Origin of the sequence: Hyalangium versicolor, from assembly GCF_020103695.1 — a bacterium.
Taxonomy (GTDB): domain Bacteria; phylum Myxococcota; class Myxococcia; order Myxococcales; family Myxococcaceae; genus Hyalangium; species Hyalangium versicolor.
In genome coordinates this window covers 64,680-87,253 of the sequence record NZ_JAHXBF010000009.1, presented here as the reverse complement: position 1 = coordinate 87,253, position 22,574 = coordinate 64,680, and the positions used below count along the sequence as shown (strand labels likewise).

At 69.7% G+C, this 22,574-nt stretch carries 13 protein-coding genes; 8 read left to right on the top strand and 5 right to left on the bottom strand.

What is annotated here, in order from left to right; translation table 11 throughout:
* Nucleotides 1–171 precede the first annotated feature (171 nt).
* Nucleotides 172–834, top strand: a complete 663-nt coding sequence (gene hpf, locus KY501_RS19825; protein WP_224364770.1) for a ribosome hibernation-promoting factor, HPF/YfiA family — start codon at nt 172–174, stop codon at nt 832–834.
* Between the two features lie 98 nt (nt 835–932).
* On the opposite strand, the gene KY501_RS19820 is transcribed toward hpf, so the two are convergent.
* Complete coding sequence (locus KY501_RS19820; RefSeq protein ID WP_224364769.1) at nt 933–1,553, bottom strand: hypothetical protein; 621 nt, start codon at nt 1,551–1,553, stop codon at nt 933–935.
* 97 nt (nt 1,554–1,650) lie between these two features.
* Entirely contained in the window at nt 1,651–3,315 is a 1,665-nt protein-coding gene (nagZ, locus tag KY501_RS19815; RefSeq protein ID WP_224364768.1) for a beta-N-acetylhexosaminidase, read from the bottom strand.
* A gap of 283 nt (nt 3,316–3,598) precedes the next feature.
* Between nagZ and KY501_RS19810 the strand changes: the two genes are divergently transcribed.
* Both KY501_RS19810 and KY501_RS19805 read left to right on the top strand, forming a co-directional pair.
* Nucleotides 3,599–4,060, top strand: a complete 462-nt coding sequence (locus KY501_RS19810) for a PTS sugar transporter subunit IIA (RefSeq protein WP_224364767.1) — start codon at nt 3,599–3,601, stop codon at nt 4,058–4,060.
* Nucleotides 4,061–4,084: 24 nt separating this feature from the next.
* Nucleotides 4,085–4,927, top strand: coding sequence for a hypothetical protein (locus tag KY501_RS19805; RefSeq protein ID WP_224364766.1), 843 nt, complete (start codon nt 4,085–4,087; stop codon nt 4,925–4,927).
* 6 nt (nt 4,928–4,933) lie between these two features.
* On the opposite strand, the gene dtd is transcribed toward KY501_RS19805, so the two are convergent.
* On the bottom strand, nt 4,934–5,386 hold the full coding sequence (gene dtd / locus KY501_RS19800) for a D-aminoacyl-tRNA deacylase (RefSeq protein WP_224364765.1): 453 nt from the start codon (nt 5,384–5,386) through the stop codon (nt 4,934–4,936).
* A gap of 261 nt (nt 5,387–5,647) precedes the next feature.
* Nucleotides 5,648–8,365: a protein kinase domain-containing protein gene (locus KY501_RS19795; RefSeq protein ID WP_224364764.1), complete on the bottom strand. Its 2,718-nt coding sequence runs from the start codon at nt 8,363–8,365 to the stop codon at nt 5,648–5,650.
* 209 nt (nt 8,366–8,574) lie between these two features.
* On the opposite strand from KY501_RS19795, the gene KY501_RS19790 reads away from it, so the two are divergent.
* From KY501_RS19790 to KY501_RS19770, 5 genes are all read left to right on the top strand, one after another.
* The gene (locus KY501_RS19790; RefSeq protein ID WP_224364763.1) at nt 8,575–18,108 is read left to right on the top strand and encodes a flagellar hook-length control protein FliK; all 9,534 of its coding nucleotides are present in this window, start codon (nt 8,575–8,577) and stop codon (nt 18,106–18,108) included.
* A 76-nt stretch (nt 18,109–18,184) separates the two neighbouring features.
* Nucleotides 18,185–18,733, top strand: coding sequence for a hypothetical protein (locus KY501_RS19785; protein WP_224364762.1), 549 nt, complete (start codon nt 18,185–18,187; stop codon nt 18,731–18,733).
* Between the two features lie 64 nt (nt 18,734–18,797).
* Nucleotides 18,798–19,403, top strand: coding sequence for a D-alanyl-D-alanine dipeptidase (ddpX, locus tag KY501_RS19780; protein WP_224365031.1), 606 nt, complete (start codon nt 18,798–18,800; stop codon nt 19,401–19,403).
* Nucleotides 19,404–19,553: 150 nt separating this feature from the next.
* Entirely contained in the window at nt 19,554–20,429 is an 876-nt protein-coding gene (locus KY501_RS19775) for a trypsin-like serine protease (protein ID WP_224364761.1), read from the top strand.
* A gap of 280 nt (nt 20,430–20,709) precedes the next feature.
* Entirely contained in the window at nt 20,710–21,132 is a 423-nt protein-coding gene (locus KY501_RS19770) for a trypsin-like serine protease (RefSeq protein ID WP_224364760.1), read from the top strand.
* Between the two features lie 147 nt (nt 21,133–21,279).
* Here KY501_RS19770 and KY501_RS19765 read toward each other — a convergent pair whose 3' ends face one another.
* Nucleotides 21,280–22,560, bottom strand: coding sequence for a S8 family peptidase (locus KY501_RS19765; protein WP_224364759.1), 1,281 nt, complete (start codon nt 22,558–22,560; stop codon nt 21,280–21,282).
* Between the last annotated feature and the right edge of the window lie 14 nt (nt 22,561–22,574).

Here is a 22,574-nt window from a genome sequence, read left to right as displayed (position 1 = left end):
TCGGGATTCGTCAGGGAATAAGCGTCCCTTCCCACCTGTCGGACCTGGGGTACCCCCAGTCCCTGGGAGTGCCTTGGACCGGACAGTCGGGGGGCCGGGTTGCTTTTGGGCTCCCGACCGTTTCTGATCTGTCACGGAGCACCGTCCTACCCACAGAGGAGGCAGCTACACATGCAGATGAACATCACCTTCCGCCAGTTTGGAGCGTCGGATTCCCTCAAGGAGTACGCACGCGAGAAGGTCGATCGAGTCAACCGGTTGCTGGACAGGGCAGGTGAAGCGCATGTGGTGCTCTCTCTCGAACGCCATCTACACCACGCGGACATCACCATTCACTCGGGTTCGTGGGTGTTGAGGGGCCGGGAGAAGAGCGAGGATATGTACGCGTCCATTGATCTCGCGATGGACAAGATCGAGCGGCAGTTGCGCCGCTACAAGGACAAGCTCAAGAGTCACCACGGCCGTGAGCGCGTGCACCATCGTCAGGGCCTGGTGAACCAGCTGACGCGCGTGCGCCACGCCGTCTTCGAGATGCCGGGCGAGGAGGGCGGCGCACCCGTCGAGGCCGAGGCCTCACCCTCGCCCAAGTCGGCCACCGAGCAGGCCGCGGAGAACCTGCCGCGCATGCTCCGCACCACGCACCTCACCGTCCAGCCGATGAAGGTGGACGAGGCCGTGATGCAGATGAACCTGATGAACAACGATTTCTACGTGTTCCACAACGTGGAGACCGACGCGATGTCCGTGCTCTACCGCCGCAAGGACGGGCAGTACGGCCTCATCGAGCCGCACGAGCCCGAGGCTGCCGCCGCGGTGGCCGCGGGCGCTCGGTAGCGAGCGGTGGAAGCACCGGCGCTCCGCCTCCCGGAAGGTCGAGGCGGAGCGCATGGAGCAGCGGTGCCTCGGGGGTCAGGCTCCCGAGGCTGTACCCCTTACCTGCCACACCTGCGGCCGTAGGTGGCTGGCGTGCCCCGGGCGAAGTCTCGCGTCAGGGTGAAGCGGGCCGGAGAGAGCGTCGGCGAGAAGCTCTCCGTGTAGCTGAAGAGCGTCAGCGTGAGCAGCGTGGCCATCTGCCCCAGCGGGCGCTCTTGGAGGCTCTGAGGGAAGTCCACGTAGAACTCCTCCTCGAGCGGGGTCGAGCAGTCGCGCTTGCCAGCGTAGCCTCCCTCCACGCGCCTCATGAAGTAGGAGCACATTCCGACGCGGGCCAGCATCACGTCATCCTTCAGCAGCAGATCCACGGGAGTCCCGCCCAGCGTGCCCGAGGCGCGGGTGTCATCTCCCTCGGAGAGCTCCAGCTTCGCAGGCTGCGTGCCGAACATGCCCGTCACCTGCTGGTAGTCCCACTTGAGCTCCACGGGCCGATCCCGGAAGCGGCCGCGCATTCCATCCTCCCTCAGCGAGAGCGAGGAGCTGGGGCCCGTGACGTACGTGCTGGAGACCACCATGGGCTCATTGGAACTCTGGCCCATGTGAGCGCGCAGCCCGTTTCCGGCTCCCGCGCATCCCACGGTCAGGACAAGAAGAGACGACAGTAGCAGTGAGCGCGACATGGACTTCCTCCGTTCGATCAGCGGCGGTGACAGGAGGAAGAACGAGACGCCGGAAAGGACATATCGCGCGCACTTCCGGCGAGCGCCGCGGCACAACTCAGCGTGCGGCGCCCGGCAGGGCCTGCGCGGCCTTGCGAGAGCCTTGTGCATCCCGCAGCGCATCCGTCCGCTTCTGGCCCACCGGATCCAATCCGTGGCCGAAGGTCATCATGCGCAGGTGCACGGGCAGCCGCCCCGGTGTGCCGATCTCTCCAAAGAGCGCAGCGGCCGCGGCGGAGGTGGACGCGGGCTGATACGAGTAGACGGCGAGCACGGCGCGAGCCTCTTCCACCATCTCCGCCAGATAGGGCAGGCCCATGGACACCACCAGTACGGGCTTGCCGGTGGCCGCGGCCATGGTGACGAGGTCCACCTGGCGCGAGTTGATCATCCCCACCACCACCACGTCCGCGGCGAGCGCGGCCTGCCGGGCCTTCTGGCGCAGCGCGGCACGGCGGGCCTCGGAGGGGTAGGCGGGCACGGTGAGCACGGTGGCTCGGGGCACGCGCGCGCGGATGGCGTCACCCAGCGAGGGCTCGGCGGTGATGACGGCGATGCGCTCCTGGCCGGAGAGCGGGAAGTGGTGCCCATCCGTGCGCAGCAGGGTGACGGAGGCCCGGGCGATGAGGTGAGCCACCTCGCCATTGCCCGGAGGCGGTGGGGTGGCCAGCCGCTCCTCCAGCACGGGAGGCGTCTCGAAGAGGCCGCGTCGCAGCTTGGCGGTGAGGATGCGGCGCACGGCCTGCTCCAGGCGCGCGGCGGGCAGCTCCCCGCTGCGCACGGCGGCGAGCAGGGACTCGTAGACTTCCACCTTCTTCTCCCGGCTCCAGGGCACCAGCACCATGTCCGCGCCGGCCTTCAGCGCCAGCACGGCGGCCCGGCCCACGCCGTAGCGCCGGGCAATGGCCTCCATCTCCATCTCGTCGGTGAGCACCAGGCCCTCGAAGCCCAGCTCCTTGCGCAGCAGCCCGTCCAGCACCTGGGGGTTGAGGGTGGCCGGCACGTTGTTGCCGGTGAAGCGGGGGATGGCCACGTGCGCCGTCATCAGCCCGTCCAGCCCCTCCTGGATGGCGTCCCGGAAGGGCTCCATCTGCGCGAGCACCTCCTCGCGCGTCTCATTCATCACCGGCAGCTCCGTGTGGCTGTCCGTGTCCGTGGCGCCGTGCCCGGGGAAGTGCTTGGCCACCGTCACCAGGCCCGCATCCTGCTGCCCCCGGACGAAGGCGCGGCCCAGCTCGGAGACCAGCGGCACGCTGTCCCCGTACGAGCGCACGCCAATCACGGGGTTGTGCGGGTTCAGGTTCACATCCAGCACGGGTGCCAGGTTCATGTTGAAGCCCAGCCGTCTCAGGTCCTGTCCCTGGGCCCGACCTGCCGCATAGGCCAGGTCCGCCGAGCGGGTGGCTCCCAGGGCCATGTTGCTGGGCAGCACCACCACCTGATCCCTGACCCGCACCACGTTGCCCCCCTCTTGATCCAGCGTGAGGAAGGGGGGGATGTGGCCCACCAGCAGCCGCCGCAGGCCGTCGTTGAGGCGGGCCACCTGCTCGGCGTCGACGATGTTGTGCTTGAAGAGGCAGATGCCCCCCACCTGGTGGCCTCGCACCAGCTCCTCCACGTCCTCATCCACCTCGGTGCCGATGAAGCCCACCATCATCACCTGGCCCACCCGTGCCTCGAGGGGGAGGCTGGCGAGCAGGGAGTCCACCCGCTCCGAGGACACGGGAGGCACGCCCGGGGCAGGGGTGGGTGGCCTTATGGGCATCGTGCCTGGGGCGGGCGCCGAGGCGCACATGCCAAGGGACACCAGGAGCACGGCGAGGGGGGTGAGGTGACGGGCTGACACGCGGATCCGAATGCTAGTCGAGGAACGTAACCCCCTCCACCTTGCTTGCTGGTGAGCGAAGCCAGTGAAGAAGCGCGACGCAGCGGGCAGGCGACCCTTGCGCGAAAAGGTATCGAGGAGTAATTGCCCCTCGAAGTCGAGCGCCATTGCGGGAGCGCCAGTGAGAATCTCCGAGTTCCTCAGCCCCGAAGCCGTCATCGCGGATATGCAGGCGCGCACCAAGCCCGAGGTGTTGCGCGAGCTGAGCACGGCGCTGGTACGCGCCCACCCCCAGCTCCAGGAAGAGCGGCTGGTGGAGGTGCTGCGCGAGCGCGAGAAGCTGGGCTCCACGGGCATTGGCGAGGGCGTGGCCATTCCCCACGGCAAGTTGCCGGGGATGACCCAGCTTCTGGCCACCTTCGGGGTGTCCCGCCAGGGGCTGGACTTCGAGGCGATTGACGGCAAGCCCACCCACCTCTTCTTCGCGCTGGTGGCGCCGGAGAACAGCGCGGGCGTGCACCTCAAGGCCCTGGCGAGAATCTCCCGGCTCTTCAAGAATCCCCGCTTCCGGGCCGCCATTCTCGAGGCCCCCACCGCCGCGGACATCCACGCGCTCATCGTTCAAGAAGACGCCAGGCCCTGAGACAGGGCCCCACCGGGAGGGCGCATGGAGATCGTCCTTCGACCTGTTCACGATCGGTTCTTCGAGGAAGGGGTGCTCCCGTTCCTCGCGCACGCCATGGGCGATGCGCCCGGGGCGCTGGAGGCGATGCTGGGAGTGCTCGGAGACGAGCCCACCCGCTTCCTCTGCGAGCAACTGTTGTCCAACGCCTCGCCGGGCGGGGCGAGCGCGCTCGAGCCCGAGGGGTGGGGCGAGCTGGTGGACAAGCTGGTGTTCCAGCAGTGGCGCGAGGGCGCTGGGTGGGTGCTCGAGGGCCCCCGGGCCGGCTACGCGGGTGACTGGGACGAGGCGCTGCACCTGGCGCTCATGGTGGAGCTAGCGGATTACCCTTACGCGAACCCCAAGGAGTCCCGGGCGGCGCGGGATGCGTTCCGGCTCAAGCCTCGGCCGGTGCTGGGGATGGCGTCCTTCATGGGGGGCGTGTGGGAACCGCTCCCTCCGTTCCCTCCGGATCAGATCTTCTCCACGCAGGGGCGGGGCGCGTACCTGCCGCGTGAGGACTACGCCTTCGCGGACTGGTCCTGGCGGCCAGCTCGGTTGGTGGCGGAGTGGAATGCGTACCTGCCGGGCAAGCTGCAGCGGCTGCTGGATCGGGAGCAGGAGCGGCTGAAGTTGCCCTCGCTGCCGGAGCGGGCCGAGTTGCTGGCTTGGTGGGCGGGCAAGGCTTCGCAGCCTCCCCCGCTGGCGGTGGTGTTCTCCGGGCTGGGGCCTCGAGCCCCGAGCTGGATCCATGAACTGGGGATTCTCTGCGGCCACGTGCGCGAGGCGGCCCAGGAGAAGGCGGCGCTGGTGTCGCTGGTGACCAAGGACTTCGAGTCCCGCCTCTGAGTCGGCTCAGGCCGTACTCGCCGGGGTCTCCAGCAGCAGGGTGACGGGCCCGTCATTGATGAGGGCCACCTTCATGTCCGCGGCGAAGATGCCGGTGCCCACGGTGAGGCCGCGGGCGCGCAGTTGCTCGCAGACGCGCTCGTAGAGGGCTTTGGCTGCGACGGGCTCCAGGGCGTCGGTGAAGCTGGGGCGGCGGCCGCGGCGCGCGTCTCCATAGAGGGTGAACTGGCTCACCACGATGAGCTGCTTGTGGGTGTCCTCCAGGGAGAGGTTCATCTTCCCGGCGGAGTCCTCGAAGATGCGCAGGGTGGCCAGCTTCTCCACCATCCACGGCACGTCCGCCTCCGTGTCCGTCTTGCCCACGCCCAGCAGCACCAGCAGCCCCGGGCCGATCTGGCTCACCTTTTCTCCGTTGACGGTGACTGACGCCTCGAGCACCCGCTGCACCACCGCGCGCATCGCATCCTCCTGAATTTCTTGGGGAAATAGTGGGAGTAGCCCCAGGGCACAAGCTTTTCGGCTGATCGACGCAACTCTTTGCCGCCCGATCAGAGAATGGATTGTTGCCGGAGTAACTTGCCGGCATGAGGTACGGGGAAAGATCAGGAGCCTGGCAGCTCACGACGGGGGGTTGCCGGGCTCTATTTCCTTCCAGCGCTGGTGCGCCGGTGACGGTGTGTGTCACGAAGGGGTAACGCCCTGGACCGCCGCTCCCGGAGGTCAGCGGGACTTCTTGAGCACCTGGATCGCCGCGGCTGCTTCGTCCTGGCCGCAGTTCTTCCCACCGGACTTCGGCTGCTCCGCGAGCTTCGTGAGCGAGGACACCGCGTCTGGGCTCCCCATCGCCCCGAGTCTTCGCGCCGCTCGAGCCCTCACGCCACAGTCCTCCGAGGCCAGGGCGATCGTGTACAGGTCCACCAGGTCCAGCCCTCCTGTGTCCTGTGAGGCCTCCAGGTAGCGCAGCGCGCCCCACTGCCTGGGCGAGGCGTCTCCCCCGGCCAGGGACTCGAAGCGGCTGCGCAGCGAGTCCTTGGGCAGCGTGCCCAGCAGCTTGCGCAGCCCCTTGTCACTCTCGTCGGCGCCGAAGTCCTCCGCGAGCCGATCCAGCACCTCCTCCGATACATCCTTGTGCTGGGTTGCCTCGGCCTGAAGCACTTCGTGCTCGTCCTCGTGCCGGTTCAGGGCGTGCAGCGCCAGCGCGCGGAGCTGGCGGAGCTCCGGGGCCTTCCGGTCCTCGGCCGGCACCGCGTCGAGCCGTTTGAGGGCCTCGGCGGGCTTGCCGTCCTTCAGGAGCCTCCTCGCCTGCACCTCGGGGTTCCGGTTCCACAACCACAGGCTCACTGCCAGGAGCAGGACCAGGCTTCCGGCCACTCCCGTTCCCAGTTTCCGGCCGTTCCGCGAGCTCGCGAGCCCCGCGAGCTTCTGGCGTGCTGCCTCGAGGGAGAGGCCCTTGGGGAGAATGGGGCGCTTGTCCGTGGGAGCACTCCCCGCGTCTCTTCCTCCGAAGGGTGGTCCCTCCGTGGCGAGTCGCTTGCTGCGGTAGAGCTGGAGTGACTCACCTCGGCCGGGGAGGGGAATCGTGCCGCAGGGCTCGGCCTGCACTTCGGCGCGGTTGCGCGCGAGGTTCACGGATTCGGTGAACGTCACCTCACCCGCGAGGGCCACCTGCTCCGTGGCCTTCACCACCTCCATGGGTTCGCCGAGCACCGTGTCGCGCGTGAGCAGCACTTCGCCCGCGTGGAGGCAGATGCGGATGTGGAGCTGGGCCTCGGGCGGCTGTTCCTGGTTGTGCCGCCACAGCCGGTCCTGCATCCCCATTCCGCACAGCACCGCGCCCGTGGGAGAGCCAAACACCCCGAGCAGCGAGTCTCCCAACTGCTGCACCAGCTTTCCGTCGTACTCGCGCAGCAGCGGCAGCAGCAGGCGCTCGTACGTCTCCAGCATCTTCTGCTGTGCCTCGAGCGTCTGCCGGCTGGTCAGCTCGGCGAAGCCCTGGATGGTGGTGAGCATCAGCGTGAGGTTCTGAGGCTTGCCGGCGAGCCCCGCCCCCGAGGGCGTGGGCGGAAGGGAGGGCGACGTCAAGCCGAAGAGGGCCGTGCCGCTGCCCGTGGGTGGGGGCAGGGAGGTGCTCGGAGGCGCTGTGCCGAAGGCCGCTGTGCCCGTGCCCTCCGGAGGGGGCAGGGAGGTGGACGGAGGCGCCGTGCCGAAGGCTGCGGTCCCCGTTCCAGCAGGAGGCGGCAGAGAGGTGGAGGGAGAGGCCGTGCCGAAGGCCGCAGTCCCCGTGCCCGCAGGTGGAGGCACGGAGGGGGTCAGAGCCTCCGCATCGAAGGCCGCAGAGCCGCTGTCGGCTGGAGGCGGCCGCGAGGAGGCCACGCCCGGTGCCACGCTGCTCGCGACGCCCACTCCGCCACCGGAAGAGGCGTCCCAGGGAACAGCGATCGATGGCGGCTTGAAGGCCGCGGGCTTGCTCTCAGGGGAAGGAGGCTCGGGCGCTGCTCCTGGGGAGGCGTCTCCGAAACCGGCCGTGCCACTGCCCGCCTCGGGCGCCGCCCCGAAAGCCGCCGTGCCGCTCGCGACGGGTGGCCCTCCTGTCGGCGTCAGCACCCCTGGAGGTGTGACAGTCGCCGGGAGCGGTCCCGTGGCCGCCGCTGCCAGTGCATCCGCCAACGCGTGTGCATTCTGGAAACGGTTGTCCGGATTCTTCTCCAGCAGACGCATCACCAGCGCCACCAGCGAGGGATGGATGGCCAGCCCCGGCGCGGCGCGGTCCAGCGGCAGCGGCGCCGCGTTCGCATGCTGCGCGATGAACCGGCGCGGATCCGGTCCATCAAAGGGCAGCCGTCCCGAGAGCACCCGGTAGGCCACCACGCCCAGGCAGTACAGGTCGCTGCGCGCATCCACCCGCGCGCCGATGGCCTGCTCGGGGCTCAGGTACTCCGGTGTTCCGAGCACCACGCCCACCTGGCTCACGTTGCTGTCGGCCTCCGGCTCGATGAGCCGGGCGATACCGAAGTCCAGCAGCCGGGCCTGCTCGCCTCGGGCCGTGCGCGTGAGGAACACGTTCTCCGGCTTGATGTCCCGGTGGATGATCCCCTTGTCGTGGATCGCCGCCAGGCCCTCCGCCAACTGGTGCAGCACCGTCAGCGCTCGGGCTGGCGCCAGGGGCCCGTTCCGGAGCAGCTCGAAGAGGCTGTCGCCCTCCACCAACTCCATCACCAGACACGCCGCGTCCCCGGACTCGCCGAAGTCGATGATGCGCACCACCGCCGGGTGCTCCACCGCCGACAGCAGGCGCGCCTCGCGCTTGAAGCGCTCGGACATGCCCGGCTGCAGGTGGAGATCCTGGTGCAGGACCTTGATGGCCACCTTGCGCTCGAGCGAGACCTGCTCGCCCAGGTACACCTCACCCATGCCGCCCGAGCCGATCGGACGGATCACCCTGAAACGGCCGTCAAGGACAAGGGAGCCGGGGGGAAGCACCGCCGGCCATCTTGTCCGAGAATGGCTCGCCGCGCATGAACCATCTCGGAAGGATTTCAGGGCCTTCCACGGACGGGGGTGATGCTCTTCCGCCTGCCCCTCGGCCGGGGGAACGGTAAAAATTTCGAGGGCTTAGCCACCGTGGTACCCTGTGACCCCTCTCCCCGATGGCCACCGAAAGCGACTCTCCGAAGCCCGCGTCCGAGTCGGGCGCTGCCTCCCCCGAGCTCCGGCTGCTGGACCGGCGTGCCTTCGTGGGTTTTCCGCCCCTGCCGCTGGCGCCGGGGCTCTCCATTGCCGACTTCGCGCTGCAGATTCCCGACGTCACCTTCCCGTTCAACGTCAGCGCCGGTCCCTCGCGCTATCAGCGCAAGAAGCTGCTGTTCGGCTTCCTGGAGCTGACTGTCGACGCGGACATGGTGGCGCGCAGGGTGGCCGAGATGTCCGGGCGGCTGGCGGGCCTCGAGGAGCTGAAGCTCCACTTCCGCCCCGGGTATCTGGAGGGCCAGGCGCGGCTCCAGGGCTCCGAACGCACTCCTGTCACCTTCAAGGTGGCCTTCGATGGAGATGGCGAGAAGCTCTCGCTCTCCATTTATGACGTGAGGCTGTACGGGTTCTCTCCCACGGCTTCGGTGCAGGTGCCGGGCATCATCGCCTCCGCCGTGAGCGCGCTGGGGCTGGTGCCCGAGATTGAAGTCCAGGGCGCCACGGGCTTCACGACGCGTGTGTTGCCGGAGCTGTGCCGGCTGGCGGCGGTGACTCGCGGCTTCAAGATGCCGGAGCTGGACCAGGCGCGCCTGTCCGCCGCCGAGGTCTCCAGCAAGGGCCTGCGCCTGCGCTTCTCCTCGGGAGGGCTGCCGCCTCCCACGGCGCCGGATGATGAGCTGTTGATGACGCTCGAAGGGGCGCGGGCGTTCGCCGAGCCCGAGGCGCTGATTGCTCAGGGGCGGCTCGCCGAGGCTCGCGAGGCGTACCTCCAGGCGGGAGATGCGCAGGACGCGCATCCTTTCGCTGTCGAGCGGCTGTTGTCCCTGCTCGTCGCGGATCCTCAGGCGCACGACCTGGCACTGGATGTGGCGGCCACCTTGCTGCGCCGCCGCGAGAAGAGCCCCGCCGCCCTCTGGGGTGAGGCCGTGGTGCGCGAGCGCCGTGGCGAGGAGGCCCGTGCGGCTGAGCGTTATCTGGCGCTCAGTGCCCTGTCGCGCCGGACCTCCGAGGATGCTGCTGCCTTCTTCGCTGCCGAGGCCGCGGCTCGCTGCTCCCGTGACACCGCGCCCGCGGTGGCCGTGAAGGCGCTTCATGAGTTGCTGGGGCTTCGGCCTGATCACCTGCCTTCGCTCAAGGCCCTGGCTCGCGCTTCGGACCAGGCCAAGGACCGGGCGGGTGCGGTGCGTGCCTATCGCCGGCTCGCCGCGCTGACGCGAGACCCCGCCGAGGCCGCTGACGCCCACGTCCACCTCGCGCGCCTGTGCGCCCAGACCGAGGACGACATCGCCGGTGCCCGGCTGCACTGCGAGGCCGCGCTGCGGCTCGCTCCGGATCAGCCGGATGCCCTGCTGCTGCTCGGCGAGCTGTGCCACCGCGACGGTGAGCACCTGCGCGCCCTCAAGGCGCTGGACCGGTTGCGCGAAGTGGCCATGGCCCGGCACGAGCTCGACCGCGTGGGCCAGGCCAACCTGCTCGCGGGCCGCGTGTGGGAAGAGGGCCTCAAGCAGCTCGACAACGCGCTGCTGCGTTTCCGTGAGGCCGTCACGCTGTTGCCCGGAGAGCCTGAGCCGCTCTTCGCCGCCGGCCGCGTCGCCGAGGGCCTGGGCAAGGTGCAGGAGGCGCTCGCGGACTATCAGCAGGCGCTTGAACTGGCGGGCCCCGCTCCGCGCTCGGAGTCCGTGCGCAAGGCTGCTCATTCCAGCCACCACGCCATGGCCCGGCTCTCCCGCACGAAGCTGGGTGACCCGGCTCGCGCCCGAGAGCACCTGGAGGCCGCGCTCGCGCTGGAGCCTCGCGATCTGGTGGCGCTCGAGGAGCTCATTCCTTACTTTCGCGCCACCGGCCGTGCCCAGGAGCTGGCCGACGCTCTGGAGAAGGCAGCCGCTGTCTACGAGGAGCCTGGCAAGCGCGCCAACCTGTGGGCCGAGGCCGGTGAGCTGTATCGCGGCCGGTTGCAGCAGCCCGAGAAGGCCGAGCGCCTCCTTGTCTCCGCCATCGAGGCGGATCCGGACAACAAGCCCGCCCTGGAGGCCATGCTCGCCCTCGCCGAGGCCCGGCGTGACGGCGGCCTGCTCACCCGCTGCCTCGGAGCCCTCGCGCGCCTGACGCCCGAGCCCAAGGAGCGCGCCCAAAAGTACCGCCGCCTCGCCGTGGCCGCGAGGGACCTCACCTTTGATCTGGAGCTGGCCGTTCAGGCGCTCCAGGAAGTGCTCAAGGCCGAGCCGGGGGATCTGCCTTCGCTGGGCGAGCTGTGCACTCTTCAGCGCAAGCGCTCGGACATGGCGGGGCTGGCCTCCGCTCTCGAAGATCGCGCCCGTGTCGCCGAGGCCCAGGGTGACAAGCGGCTTGCCTCCGCCGCGCTGCGCGAGTTGGCCGGTGTGCTGGAAGCTCGGCTCGGCCGGGTCGGCGAGGCGCTCGTGGCCATGGAGAAGGCCGCGCGTCTGGCTCCGGATCCCGCCGTGCTGCTGGATCTGGCGGACCTCTCATTGCGCTGCGAGCGCCCCGAGCATGCCCGGAGCGCCCTGGAGACGCTGCTGTCCTCCCTGCCGCGCACCGCCGCTCCCGAGCGGCTCGCAGACATCCGGGCCCGCCTGGGCCGCGCGTGTGAGCAGCTCGGAGATCGGGACGGCGCCATCGCCGCATACGCCCAGGCCTTCCCGCTGCGCCGACTGGATGACGCGCTCGCGGGCCGTCTCGAAGCGCTCTACTCGGAGGTCGGTGAGACTCGCGAGCTGGCCGAGCTGTGGGGGACTCGTGCCCAGGCGCTTGTCGCCGCGGAGCGCACCGTGGAGGCCGCGCCCCTCTTCCTCAAGAGCGCACGTCTCCTGCTGAACCGTGGCGAGAAGCCCGCGGCCCTCCTTCGCCTGTCCGCGGCCCTCGAGGCCGATCCTCAGGGCCCCATGGCCGCCGAGGTGCTGGACTCGCTCGCGGAGCTGGAGCTGGAGCGCGGTGAGAAGCTCGAGGCCGCCAAGCTGTTTGCTCGCAAGGCTGCCCTCATCTCCGATGTGCGTGCGGGAGCCCGGCTCCTCTATCGCGCCTCGCTGCTGGCGGCGGGTACTCCTCGCGAAGAGGCCTTCCTCGCCGAGTCCCTGGAGCGTGACGCCACCTTCGCCCCCGCGCGCATGCGTCGCGGCGAGCTGCGGATGCCCTCGGATCCTCGCGGTGCGCTCGAGGATCTCGAAGTGGTGCTGGCCCTGCCTGCCACGGATCCGGATGCCCCTCGCGAGCAGGAGCTGCTCTCGCTGACCCGCAAGGCGGCCACGGCCGCGGTGCGTTCGGGCCGCACGGACTCGGCTCGGCGCCTGCTGGCCCAGTACACCTCCCAGGCTCCGATCGACGTCGACTCCCAGCTCGAGCTGGCGAGCCTCCACCGCAAGGTGGGCGCCCGCGAGGCGCTGGCGGATCTGCTCATCACCCTGTGGCCCCGCCTCACGGGCGAGGCGCAGCGCAACGCCCGGCGCGAACTGGCGGAGCTGGCTCTCTCCCTGGGCCGCGCCACCGAGGCTGCAACGGCTCTGCGCGCACTCCTCGTCGAGGAGCCGAGGGATTTGTGGGCGGCTCAGTCTCTGCTCTCCCTGCTGCCCGCGCCGGGTACGGGCACGGCGGAGCAGGAGGCCGAGCGGCTCCACCTGCTCAGCATGCAGATCTCCGCCGCCGAGGGGGAGGCTCGCTCCGAGCTGCTGGCCCGTCGCGCTGAGCTCCACCGCTCTGCCGGCCGTACCTCTGCCGCCCGGGATGATTTCGCCGAGGCCTCCCGGCTCGCTTCGCGGCCCGCGCCGCTGCTGCTCTCCCTGGCCGATCTCGCTCGGGAAGCCGCGGACGAGGTGGCCGAGCTGTCCGCGTGGCGCCGCGCCGTGGCCGCTGACCCGAGCCTGGGTGAGCGCGCCCGTGAGCGGCTGCTGCTGATCGCCGCCTCCCTCATGGAGAAGGATTCGCGCGTCGAGGCCCGCGAGGCGCTGCGAGCCGCGGTCGCGCTGGATCTCCCCTCCAACGAGCGCTGCGAGGCCTTCTTCTCCCTGGCCACGCTCGCGCGGCGGGATGGACAGCCTCAGGCCGAGGCCGAGGCGCTCGCTGAAGCTGCGCGCCAGGGTCCTGTACCGCGCCGCGTGGAGGCACTGCTGGCCCGGGCCGCTCTGGTCGAGCAGCAGGGACAGCGCGAGGAGGCTGCTCGCAGCCTCGATGCCGCGCTCTCGCTCTCGCCCCGGCACTCGGGGGCCACCGTCGCGCTCCAGCGCGTGCTTCGCGAGCTGCAGGATTGGGCCGGCCTTGCCGCGCTCCTGGCCTCGGAAGCGCCTCACGCGCCCCCTGCCGGCGCTGCGGCGCTGTACTCCGAGCTGGCCAGCCTGTACCTCGATCGCTTGCAGCAGCCGGGCCCCGCCGAGGCCGCGCTGCGTGAGGCCCTCCGCCTCGCGCCGGATGACGCGAAGGTGCGTCGCCGGCTCGTGTCGCTGGCCGTGAGCAAGGGCGAGCTGCTGGAGGCCGCCACGCTGCTGGAGGCCGCCTCCGAGACCGCCGAGCCCGAGGAGGCTGTCGCCTTCCTGCGAGAGGGCGCCACCCACGCTCGCGCCGCCTCCGAGCCCGAGCGGGCCCTGCGGCTTGTCCGCCGCGCCCATGCGCTCGTGCCCGCCGAGGGCAAGGACCTCGAAGAGCTGGCCGAACTGCTCTACCTCCACGGCGATGTGAAGGCGGCGCTGCCGCTTCAGGAGAAGCTCGCCGCCGAGGTGGACTTCGCCAAGGCCCGAGAGCACGCCGAGGCCACCCTCCGCCGCCTGGGCGAGCTCGCCGAGAAGGCCGAGGACTCCAAGCGCGCCGTGAAAGCCTGGCGGCGGCTCGTTGCCCAGAATCCACGGGACTCGCAGGCCGTCGAGCGGCTCTCCTCGCTCCTCGAGAAGCAGGATCCTCGCGGCGCCTTCGAGGTGCTCGTCACGCACGTGAAGTCGCTCCCTGCCTCGGAGGAGACGGTCGATCGCCTCGTGGTGCTGTCCGAGCGCGCCCGTGCCTCGCTGGCGGACATGGATGTGGCAGCGTCCCTGCTGACGCTCGCGGCGGAGATGGCCGCGCAGCCGCTCCCCTTGCGCCAGCGGCTCGCCGCGCTCTACCGGGAGCAGGGCCGGAGCCTGGAGCTGCTCGCCGAGCTGCGCCGCGTGGCCACGCTCAGCGTCCAGGTGGAGGACTCGGACTCGGGCATCGAGGCCTATGGTGAGGAGGCTCGTCTCGCCGAGGACCTGGGGCGGATGGATCAGGCCCTCGAGGCGCTCGCCGCGCTGAGGGAGTTGCTCGAGGCTCAGGGCAAGCCCGCGGCGGCCGCCGCCCACGAGCGCCGCCGCGCCGAGCTGCTGCGCGACGTGAAGCTGGATCTCCCCGCGGCCGAGGAGGCCCTGGAGCGCTCGTTCCGGCTCAAGGCCGACTTCGAGACGGTGGAGATGGGCGAGGGGCTCGCCGCTCGCCGTGAGGACGCCGCCTCGCAGGCCCGCTGGCTGGAGCGCATGCTGCCCCTGCAGGCCGGGGCTTCGGAGCAGGGGGCCGTGCTGCTGCGGCTGGCCCGGCTGTACCTGGGCGTGCTGGCCGATTCGAGCAAGGCCGAGGGCTTCCTGCGGGAGGCGCTGCGCCGCGACCGAACGCTGGCGGAAGCGGAGAAGCTGTTGGAGGAGCTGCTCGAGCGCGACGAGCGGATGGCGGAGCTGGCGGCCTGGTACGAGGACTCCGCCGCGGAGGAGTCCGATCCCGCGCGGCGCTCGGGCCTGCTGCGCCGTGCGGCCACGCTCTACCGTGAGCGCGCCGGACGCCCGGAGGCCGCGGCTGTCGCGCTGCTCGCGGCACGTGCGGCGGCTCCGGATGATCTGGAGCTCACCGCACAGGCGGCGGAGCTGCTCCACGAGGTGGGGCGCGAGGAGGATGCGGCCGAGTTCGATGCCATCCTCCTGGAGACCGATCCCTTCCGCGAGCCCTTCTTCACCCGTCACCACGCGTTCCTGAGAGAGACGGGAGACCACCAGGCGCTCGCGGCATTGATGCTGCGCCGGGCCCAGCGTCAGCAGCCTCGCGAGGCCGCCGAGAGCTACCTGAGCGCTGCCCGGGCCTTCCGCGAGGCCGGAGCCCGGGAGCGGGCCCTGCTGTGCGAGGACCATGCCTTCGAGCTGGATGCCTCCAATGCCGAGGCCTTCGGATTGCTGCGCCAGCGGATGGCCGGAGATGTGCGCCGGCTGGCGGACCTGCTGGCCCAGCGTGCCGCCGCCCTGCCCAAGGGCGAGGCGCTCCCGCTGCTCCGTGAGCGCGCCCAGCGTCTGCTGGAGGCCGGAGAGGCGCTGCTGGCCGCCGAGGCCTTCGATGTGTATCTGTCCGAGGCCGGGGAGGACGTGGAGGCCCTGGCTGCTCGGGCCGAGTTGGCCGCGCAGGGCGGTGGACCCAGCGCCGCGCAGGCATATGACCGGCGGCTGATGGCCGTGGGCGCGGGGCTGCCTGTGCCCGTCCGCGTGCGGACCTGGATGCGCCTGGGGCATGCCTCGCTGTCCTCGGGGGCGTACCGGGATGCGGCGGATGCCTTCGAGGCGGTCGTCTCCCTGGATCCCGACGGCGAGCGCGGCAAGGAGGCGCTGTCGCTCCTCAGCGAGGCGTACTCGCGCACGGGCAATACGAAGGGGCTCTACCGCGCGTCGCTGCAGCTGGCTCGGAACGCGGATGGCGCCACGGCCGAGGTGCTCTATCGCCGCGCCGCCGATCTCTTCGATGATCCCCAGGAGGCCATCGACGCGCTGTTGCCGTTGGCGCGTCTGCGTCCCGCGGACCCCACGCTCATCGACCGCGCCGTGGAGGGCCTGCGTGCCCTGGGGCGCCACTCCGAGCTGCTGGACGTCTACGAGGCCGGAGCCACCGCCGCGGGAGGCAGTCGCGCCGCCGAATTGTTGCTGGCCGCCGCGAACGTAGCGGATGAGCAGCTGGCCGAGCCGGATCGCGCGTGGGCCCTGCGCCAGCGCGCCGTTGAGGCGGATCCGTCGAACGAGGCAGCGCTTCGCAAGCTCGTCGAAGGCCTGCGGCAGCGGGGTGACTCCGAGAAGCTGCTCGAGGTCCTGCAGCGGCTCGTGGAGCGCACCGAGGACGCGGACGAGGCCTCGGTGCTGAGGCTGGAGGTGGCTTCGCTCGCACGTGCCGCCGGTCAGCTCGCGCTGGCTCGTGAGGCGTTGGAGAAGGTCGTCGCTCGGGGCGGCTCGGGCTCGGGCTACGGTGACGCGCTGGAGTCCCTGGAGCCGCTGCTCGCGGACGATCCGGGCCGGCGCGCCGAGGTCCGCGTGGCGCGTGCGGAGCTTGCGCAGGGCGATGCCCAGAAGGAACTGTGGGTCTCCGCGGCGCGAGATTTTGAGTCCGCGGGCCGCATCCCGGAGGCGTTGAAGGCGGTGAAGGCCGCTGTCGCGATTGCGCCCGAGGTGTCCACGCTGCGGCTCATGGCCCGGCTCCACGGCGCCTCTGGGGATGCCTCGCGTGCGGCGAAGGCGCTGCTGTTGGCGGTTCGCTCCTCCAAGGCTCAGGAGAAGCCTTCGCTGTTGCTGGAGGCCGCGGACCTCTGGGAGCAGGCGGGAGAGAAGACCGAGGCCCTGGAGGTCATCGAGCGCATCGCCGCCGAGACGTCCGAGGCGCTGACGCCCGCGGAGCTGGCCGAGCGCTTCCTGCGGCTCGGAGCGGCTGCTCGGGCGGTGGGCGTGGGCTTCGGGCCCGCGATGGCGGCTGGGAAGCATGCCGACGCGCTGGCCCTGGCCGAGCAGGCGGGGGATGCGGCGCGGGTGCGCGAGGCGCTGTGGGCGCTCGCCGCGTCGCCGGAGGCGGACCCGGCGCACGTGAACAGGTTGGTGGAGGGCTTGCGCGCGGAGTCGGATGACGCGGGGCTGCTGCAGCTGGCGGAGTTGCTCTCCGAGCGGGATGGGGAACTCGCCGTCACGCTGCGGGGCGAGGTGCTCGATTCGCAGAAGGCGGTGGTCGGGCTGCGGCTGAGGGCCCTCTCGGCGCTGGCCACGGGGCCGGACTTCGACACCCGGCTCACGCGCCTGCTGGCGGACATGGGGCAGTTGCCCACGGCGCTCGTCGAAGCGGTGCTCGGGCATGTCCGGGCGTTGTCGTCCGAGAAGCGCATCGAGGCGCTCGGAGTGGTGGCGAAGGGCTGGCCGGAGCGGCGTGCGGACTTCCTGCGCGAGCGGTTCGAGCTGGAGCGCACCGAGGGGCAGGGCGAGGCCGCCGAGCGCACCCTGTCGAGGCTCATCGACCACGAGTCGGAACTCCCGGCGCGAGTGGCCCTGCGGCTGGAGCACGGCGAGCTGTTGCTCTCGCTGGCCCAGGAGGCGCAGGCGCGCGAGTCCTTCGAGCAAGCGCTGGAAGAGGACGCCACGTGCCTGGAGGCGGTGAAACAGCTGCTGGAGCTGTATGACGAGAAGCAGGACAGCGAGGCCTTCATCGGGATGACGGGGCGCCTGGCGTCCCTGGAGGGCACCGAGGCCTTGGAGCCCTACCGCGAGCGGATGGCGGATGCCTACGAGGTCCTCCAGAAGCCGGCGGAAGCGGCGGCCCTGCTTGCGGCGCTGCCCGAGACGCCGGAGCGTCTGACTCGGCGCGTGCGGCTGGCGGAGGAGCGAGGCCTCACGGGCGAGGCGCTGCAGTTGCGCGAGCGGCTGACGGACGAACCCGAGGCGCTGGAGACGATCCTCCGGGGCTACCTGGATGCGCAGTTGTTCCCCTTCGCGGTAAAGCTGGCCGAGCGGCTCCTGACGCGCGATGCCCTCTCGCCGCAGGCCACACGCCTGGTGGCCGAGCGACTCTCTCCCTCGGTGCAGGGGGCGAAGCTGGCCTCGCGCCTCTGGCCGGTGCTGCTGAAGGAGAAGACGTTCGACGTGGACGGGTGGACGCTCTTCGCCGAGGCGCTGCGGCAAATCGGCCGGAGCGAGGCCGCCGAGCGGGTGGATGGCATCGCCGCGGTGCTGTCCGACAGCGAGCTGAGCGCGCCCTCCGTGCAAGTGATGGCGCTGCCTCGGCCGAGCGGCTTCCAGCACCCCACGCCTTCGGGAGCTCTGCCGGTGACGGAGGAGAGCCTGCCGCGGGTGTGCGTGGCGCTCCGGCCCACGCTCGAGAAGCTGGGCGCGGGCGGCGTGAAGCTGATGTTGGATCCGGTGGGCGGGGTGGAGGCGTACCTCACCGCTCCGGACGAGCTGGTGATTGGCGCGGGAGCGCTCGCGTGCTTCGGCCCGGTGGAGCTGGGCTACCTCTGCGCCCTGGCGTTGAGCTTGGGGAAGAAGGGCGTGGCACTGGCGCGGCCGGGAGCGGTGGAGGGTTTGGAGGAGGCCGCGGTGGATGCCTTCCGGGCGATGCCCGCCTCTCTAGCAGCGGGGCGGGTGTTGGCTCGGTTGGACCCGGACGTCCGAGGTGGGGATCCGACCGAGGTAGCCGAGGCGGCGGTGCTCATGGGCAGCCCGATCTTCCGGGCAGTGGCTTTGACCGCGCTGGACCTCGTGTAGGCTGCGCGGCGCCATGCGCCTTCGCCGACTCGCCATCCTTTCCTTCCCCGTCCTCGTGATGGTGGCCGTTGCTTGTATGTCCGACCCCCAGTACCCGGGAGATCAGGTGCTGGGGACGTTCCGGTTCAACGCCACCCTCGACTGGTCGAAGACCACCTGCAGCACGGGCACGGGAGGCATCGTCCAACTGGCCGATGCCGGCCTTCAGTTCGAGGCCACGTTCTCGCGCGACACGACCACGGACGCGGGCTACCTCACGGTGCAGGGGTTCGCGCGAAACGCGGAGTACAACGAGCAGCGGGCGAAGTCGGTGTACAGCGTGAACACGACTCTGGCGGGCTGTGGCAACGGCTGCGAGGGCGCGTCGATCCGGGAGACGCTGGACACGGTCCTGCTTAGCAACAGTCAGGACGATTTCTTTGGCCGCAGCTGCGCGGCGTTGGGGGATGGGGGCGTGCCGGGCGCTGACGCGGGCGTGCAGCCTCCGGGGCCTACTCCGAACGGTTACGACGTGCAGCGGGCGTGCGGCTCGCTGATGGACGAGTTCATCCCCGGCACGAAGAACTGCACGTGCACCTCGGGATGCAGGGCGGTGTACACGGTGGAAGGCACGCGGGTGAAGTGATGGGGGCGCGGGGATTCGCGGATGCGAGGGGCTCGGGCCTCGCGCGGTGCATGGAGGTCACGTGATGCTACCTGCGGCGAAGCTGGCGCTGACGATGTGGCTCTCGGCGGGGGCGGGCGAGTCTCCCGTGGTGGACGCCACCGAACTCGTTCCGGATCTCGTGTTGGACCTCCGCTACGCGACCGAGGACAACTTCCTGAAGCGCAAGGTGTACCCGGATGGGGCGCGGTGCATGCTGTTGCCGGACGCGGCGAAGCGGCTGAAGAAGGCGGCGGACGCGCTGCGGCCGAAGGGCTACCGGTTGAAGGTGTACGACTGCTACCGGCCGCGGGCGGTGCAGTACGAGATGTGGAAGATCATGCCGAAGCCCGGGTATGTGGCGGATCCGAAGTTCGGTTCGAACCACAACCGGGGCGCGGCGGTGGACCTGACGCTGGTGACGTTGGATGGGGCGGAGGTGGAGATGCCGACGCCATTCGATGACTTCACCCCCGCGGCGCACCACGGCTATGCAGGTGGCACGAAGGCCTCGCGCGAGAACCGGGAACTCCTCCGTGAGGCGATGGAGGGCGCGGGCTTCCAGCGCAACAAGATGGAGTGGTGGCACTACGATCTGCCGGGCGCGAAGAAGCTGCCCGTGCTGGACGTGCCCTTCACCCAGCCGAAGTAGCCAGGAGGGCACTTCGGCAACGACACGGGACCAACGGGCCGCTGGATGCTTCATCATCGACAAGGGCGAGCCTCTCTCTGCAGGACAGCTCTCGCTTTGCTCGGCGTGGTGCTGTCGTGGAGCTGCCGGGGGTGCGATGCAAACTCCTCCATGAAGGATGGGGGCTTCGATAGACCCCACTCAATGCTCCCGGAGGGTTTTGAACCAGGCACCGCGGACCGGAGTCTCCTGGAATTCGCAGGGGAGATGGATGTGCGGAACCGCTTCGCATCCACGGTCATGGTCGCCTTCAAGGATGTGATGGAGCAGCCTCGGTGCAGTGGTGTGCTGGTGGGGCCCCGGCTGGTTCTCACTGCGGGCAGCTGTGTCTGCCTTCCTACGAGGAGAGTGGATGCAGGCAGTTCGGCGAACGCGGTCATCGACGGATCCCTGTGTGCGCCGCAGGTGTTCGTGACGACGGCGCTCACGGGTGCGGTTCTGGACATGAGGCTCAAGGAGGACACGACGGAGATGGAGTTCCGTACGTATCGCGGAGCCGTCCACCCCCATCCTGGGCTCCAAGTCATTGTGGACGAGCGAGAGGCTGTCGTGTCAGCGCATGCGGACCTTGCAGCCATCCTGTTGGACGAGCCTGTCGACGACGAGATCTCCATGCCACAACTGGCCCATTCAGAAGCGGAGGTAGGGGAGACGCTGCTCATGGCAGGCTATGCTTCGGACGGCACGCTGGGCGTTGGCGGAGTCTATGGGGCTCGTTACTTTCGCAAGAATCCGGTGACCCGGGCGGTGACGGAGGGAAGGGGCTTCTACCGGCAACAGGGGCCTTATCTCTGGGACGGCTATGCAGGAGGGCCATGCTTGCGCGACGAGGCCAAGCACCAGTGGCTCGTAGGAATCGCGAGCAGGGCAGTGGGTGAGGAGCTGACCTTCGCGAACATCTCTTCCTTCCGGCAGTGGCTGGAGTCAGAGCTTCGGAATGCTTCGAAGGGGCCCGTCCCAACCAGGGAGGCTGCAGGCAAGGAGTGAATGCTCATGTTCAGGCGTGCAGCAGTGCGGCTCTCATGCTGGGCAGTGGTTCTCGGGTTCTTCGGAAGCGGATGTGCCACGGAGGAGCCCGTAGAAGGAGCTTCGGCGGCGGAAGGCGCTGCTTCCGTGGGCGAAGCCGTTCCTGATGAATTTGGAATCTCCGGGGGAACGGTGGACGTGGACAACCGCTACCGATCGGTTGTCTCCATCAGGAATGGGAAGAGCAGTTGTAGTGGAGTGCTCGTGGCGCCTCGCCTCGTGCTGACTGATCAAGAGCAAGGTGGCTGATCTTGCTGTCGTCCGATTGGAGCGCTCATTGAGGAACACGGTCATCGAGACCAGGCTCAGCAACGATGAGGTGCTCCTCAACGATGAGTTGAGCATGGTGGGGTATGGCGCCACCTCGGCGAACGGGAACGATACGGGCATACGCCGTTTCGGCGAGAACATCGTGACGGAGCTGCGTCTGGCCGATAACAGGAAGGGGCGAGAGATCCGATTCCGGTTCCCTGGCGCGCACACTCATGCTGGGGACAGCGGAGGGCCATGCTTCAAGGAAAAGGGTGACTCTCGGTGGCTCGTGGGCATCAATGGCGGATTTGTGAGCCAGGGGCCCGCGGAGTCGTGGTTCACGAGCACATCCAGCTATCGCGATTGGATTGAGAAGCAGATCGATGAGGCTCGGAAGCTGGAGTCCCCATGAGCCGCGTCAGAGCCATCCGCGGCATCCATGGCGGACTGGTATGCCTGTAGGACTCGTCAGCTGCATGCGCGGCAGGCAGGGGGCTCGAAAAGAGAAGGCCCCAGGCTCGAGAGAACCCGGGGCCCGCTCCATCAGCCCGTCAGTACCTCACAGCGCCGCGGGAGGCGGTGCCGCGTCCGGCGCGATGAAGCCCGTGAAACCCAGCTTGTTCGGCGAGCACTTGCCCGGCGAGCTCAGCTTGTCCGGCGTGGAGTTGTCTACCAGCGCCTTCGCCACGTCGTTGGGCGTCGCATCCGGGTGCACCCCCAGGTACAGCGCTGCCATGCCCGCCACGTGCGGCGATGCCATCGACGTGCCGCTCAGCACCCTGTTCGCCGTGTCATTCGTCAGCCACGACGAGGTGATGTTGTGCCCCGGCGCGAAGATGTCCACGCACCCGCCGTAGTTCGAGAACGTCGCGCGCGCATCCGTGTTCGTCGACGCTCCCACCGTGATGGCCTCGGCCGTGCGCGCCGGAGACGTGTTGCACGCGTCCATGTTGTCGTTACCCGCCGCGAGCGCATACGTGATGCCCGCTGCCACCGAGCGGCGGACCGCGTCATCCAGCACCCGGTCCGCGCCGCCGCCCAGGCTCATGTTCGCCACCGCCGGCAGCTGCTTGTTGTTCGTCACCCAGTCGATGCCCGACACCACCCCCGCCGTCGAGCCCGAGCCCTGGCACCCCAGCACGCGCACCGCGTACAGCAGCACGTTCTTCGCCACGCCATACGTGCTGCCACCCACCGTGCCCGCCACGTGCGTGCCGTGGCCGTTGCAGTCGATTCCCTTCTGCCCGTCGTTCACCGCGTCGAACCCCGTCTCCGCCCGGCCGTTGAACTCCGAGTGGGAGACCCGGATGCCCGTGTCGATGATGTACACGTGCACGCCCTTGCCCTGCGCGCCGTACGTGTACTTCTGGTCCAGCGGCAGGTTGCGCTGATCGATGCGATCCAGGCCCCACGTGGCGTTGTCCTGCGTGTCGAACGCAGTGATCACCTGGTTCTGCTGCACGTAGGCGACCTCCGCGTCGCCCGACATCGCCCGAGCCTGATCCTCGTTCATCTTGCTGGCGAAGCCCCGCAGCGCGTGCTCGTAGATGGAGAACGCCGTGCCGCCGTACTTCGTCGACAGCTGTGCCGCCAGCGGCTGCACCGGCTGAGGCGAGACTCCCGGTGCCGGATCCTTCAGCACCACCACGTACTCGCCCGGAATCGGCCGGGCTACCGTGACGAACTTCTCCTGCGCGGCCTGCGCCGCCGTCTGCGTCACCCCAGCCGGGCAGGGAGTGTCCGGATTGCCGTTATCCGGATTGCCCGACTTCGGGCACGCCATCAGCAGGGACACGGCCAGCCCGGACAGGGCCATCTTCGATACGGTGGTGATGCGCATAGGCACCTCTGCTT

Coding starts and splice junctions, on each gene's coding strand:
- hpf (WP_224364770.1), top strand. CDS start 172: ATGCAGATGAACATCACCTTCCGCCAGTTTGGAGCGTCGGATTCCCTC.
- KY501_RS19790 (WP_224364763.1), top strand. CDS start 8,575: ATGGCCACCGAAAGCGACTCTCCGAAGCCCGCGTCCGAGTCGGGCGCT.
- dtd (WP_224364765.1), bottom strand. CDS start 5,386: ATGCGCGCGGTGGTGCAGCGGGTGCTCGAGGCGTCAGTCACCGTCAAC.
- ddpX (WP_224365031.1), top strand. CDS start 18,798: ATGCTACCTGCGGCGAAGCTGGCGCTGACGATGTGGCTCTCGGCGGGG.
- KY501_RS19785 (WP_224364762.1), top strand. CDS start 18,185: ATGTCCGACCCCCAGTACCCGGGAGATCAGGTGCTGGGGACGTTCCGG.
- KY501_RS19775 (WP_224364761.1), top strand. CDS start 19,554: ATGAAGGATGGGGGCTTCGATAGACCCCACTCAATGCTCCCGGAGGGT.
- KY501_RS19765 (WP_224364759.1), bottom strand. CDS start 22,560: ATGCGCATCACCACCGTATCGAAGATGGCCCTGTCCGGGCTGGCCGTG.
- KY501_RS19805 (WP_224364766.1), top strand. CDS start 4,085: ATGGAGATCGTCCTTCGACCTGTTCACGATCGGTTCTTCGAGGAAGGG.
- KY501_RS19820 (WP_224364769.1), bottom strand. CDS start 1,553: ATGTCGCGCTCACTGCTACTGTCGTCTCTTCTTGTCCTGACCGTGGGA.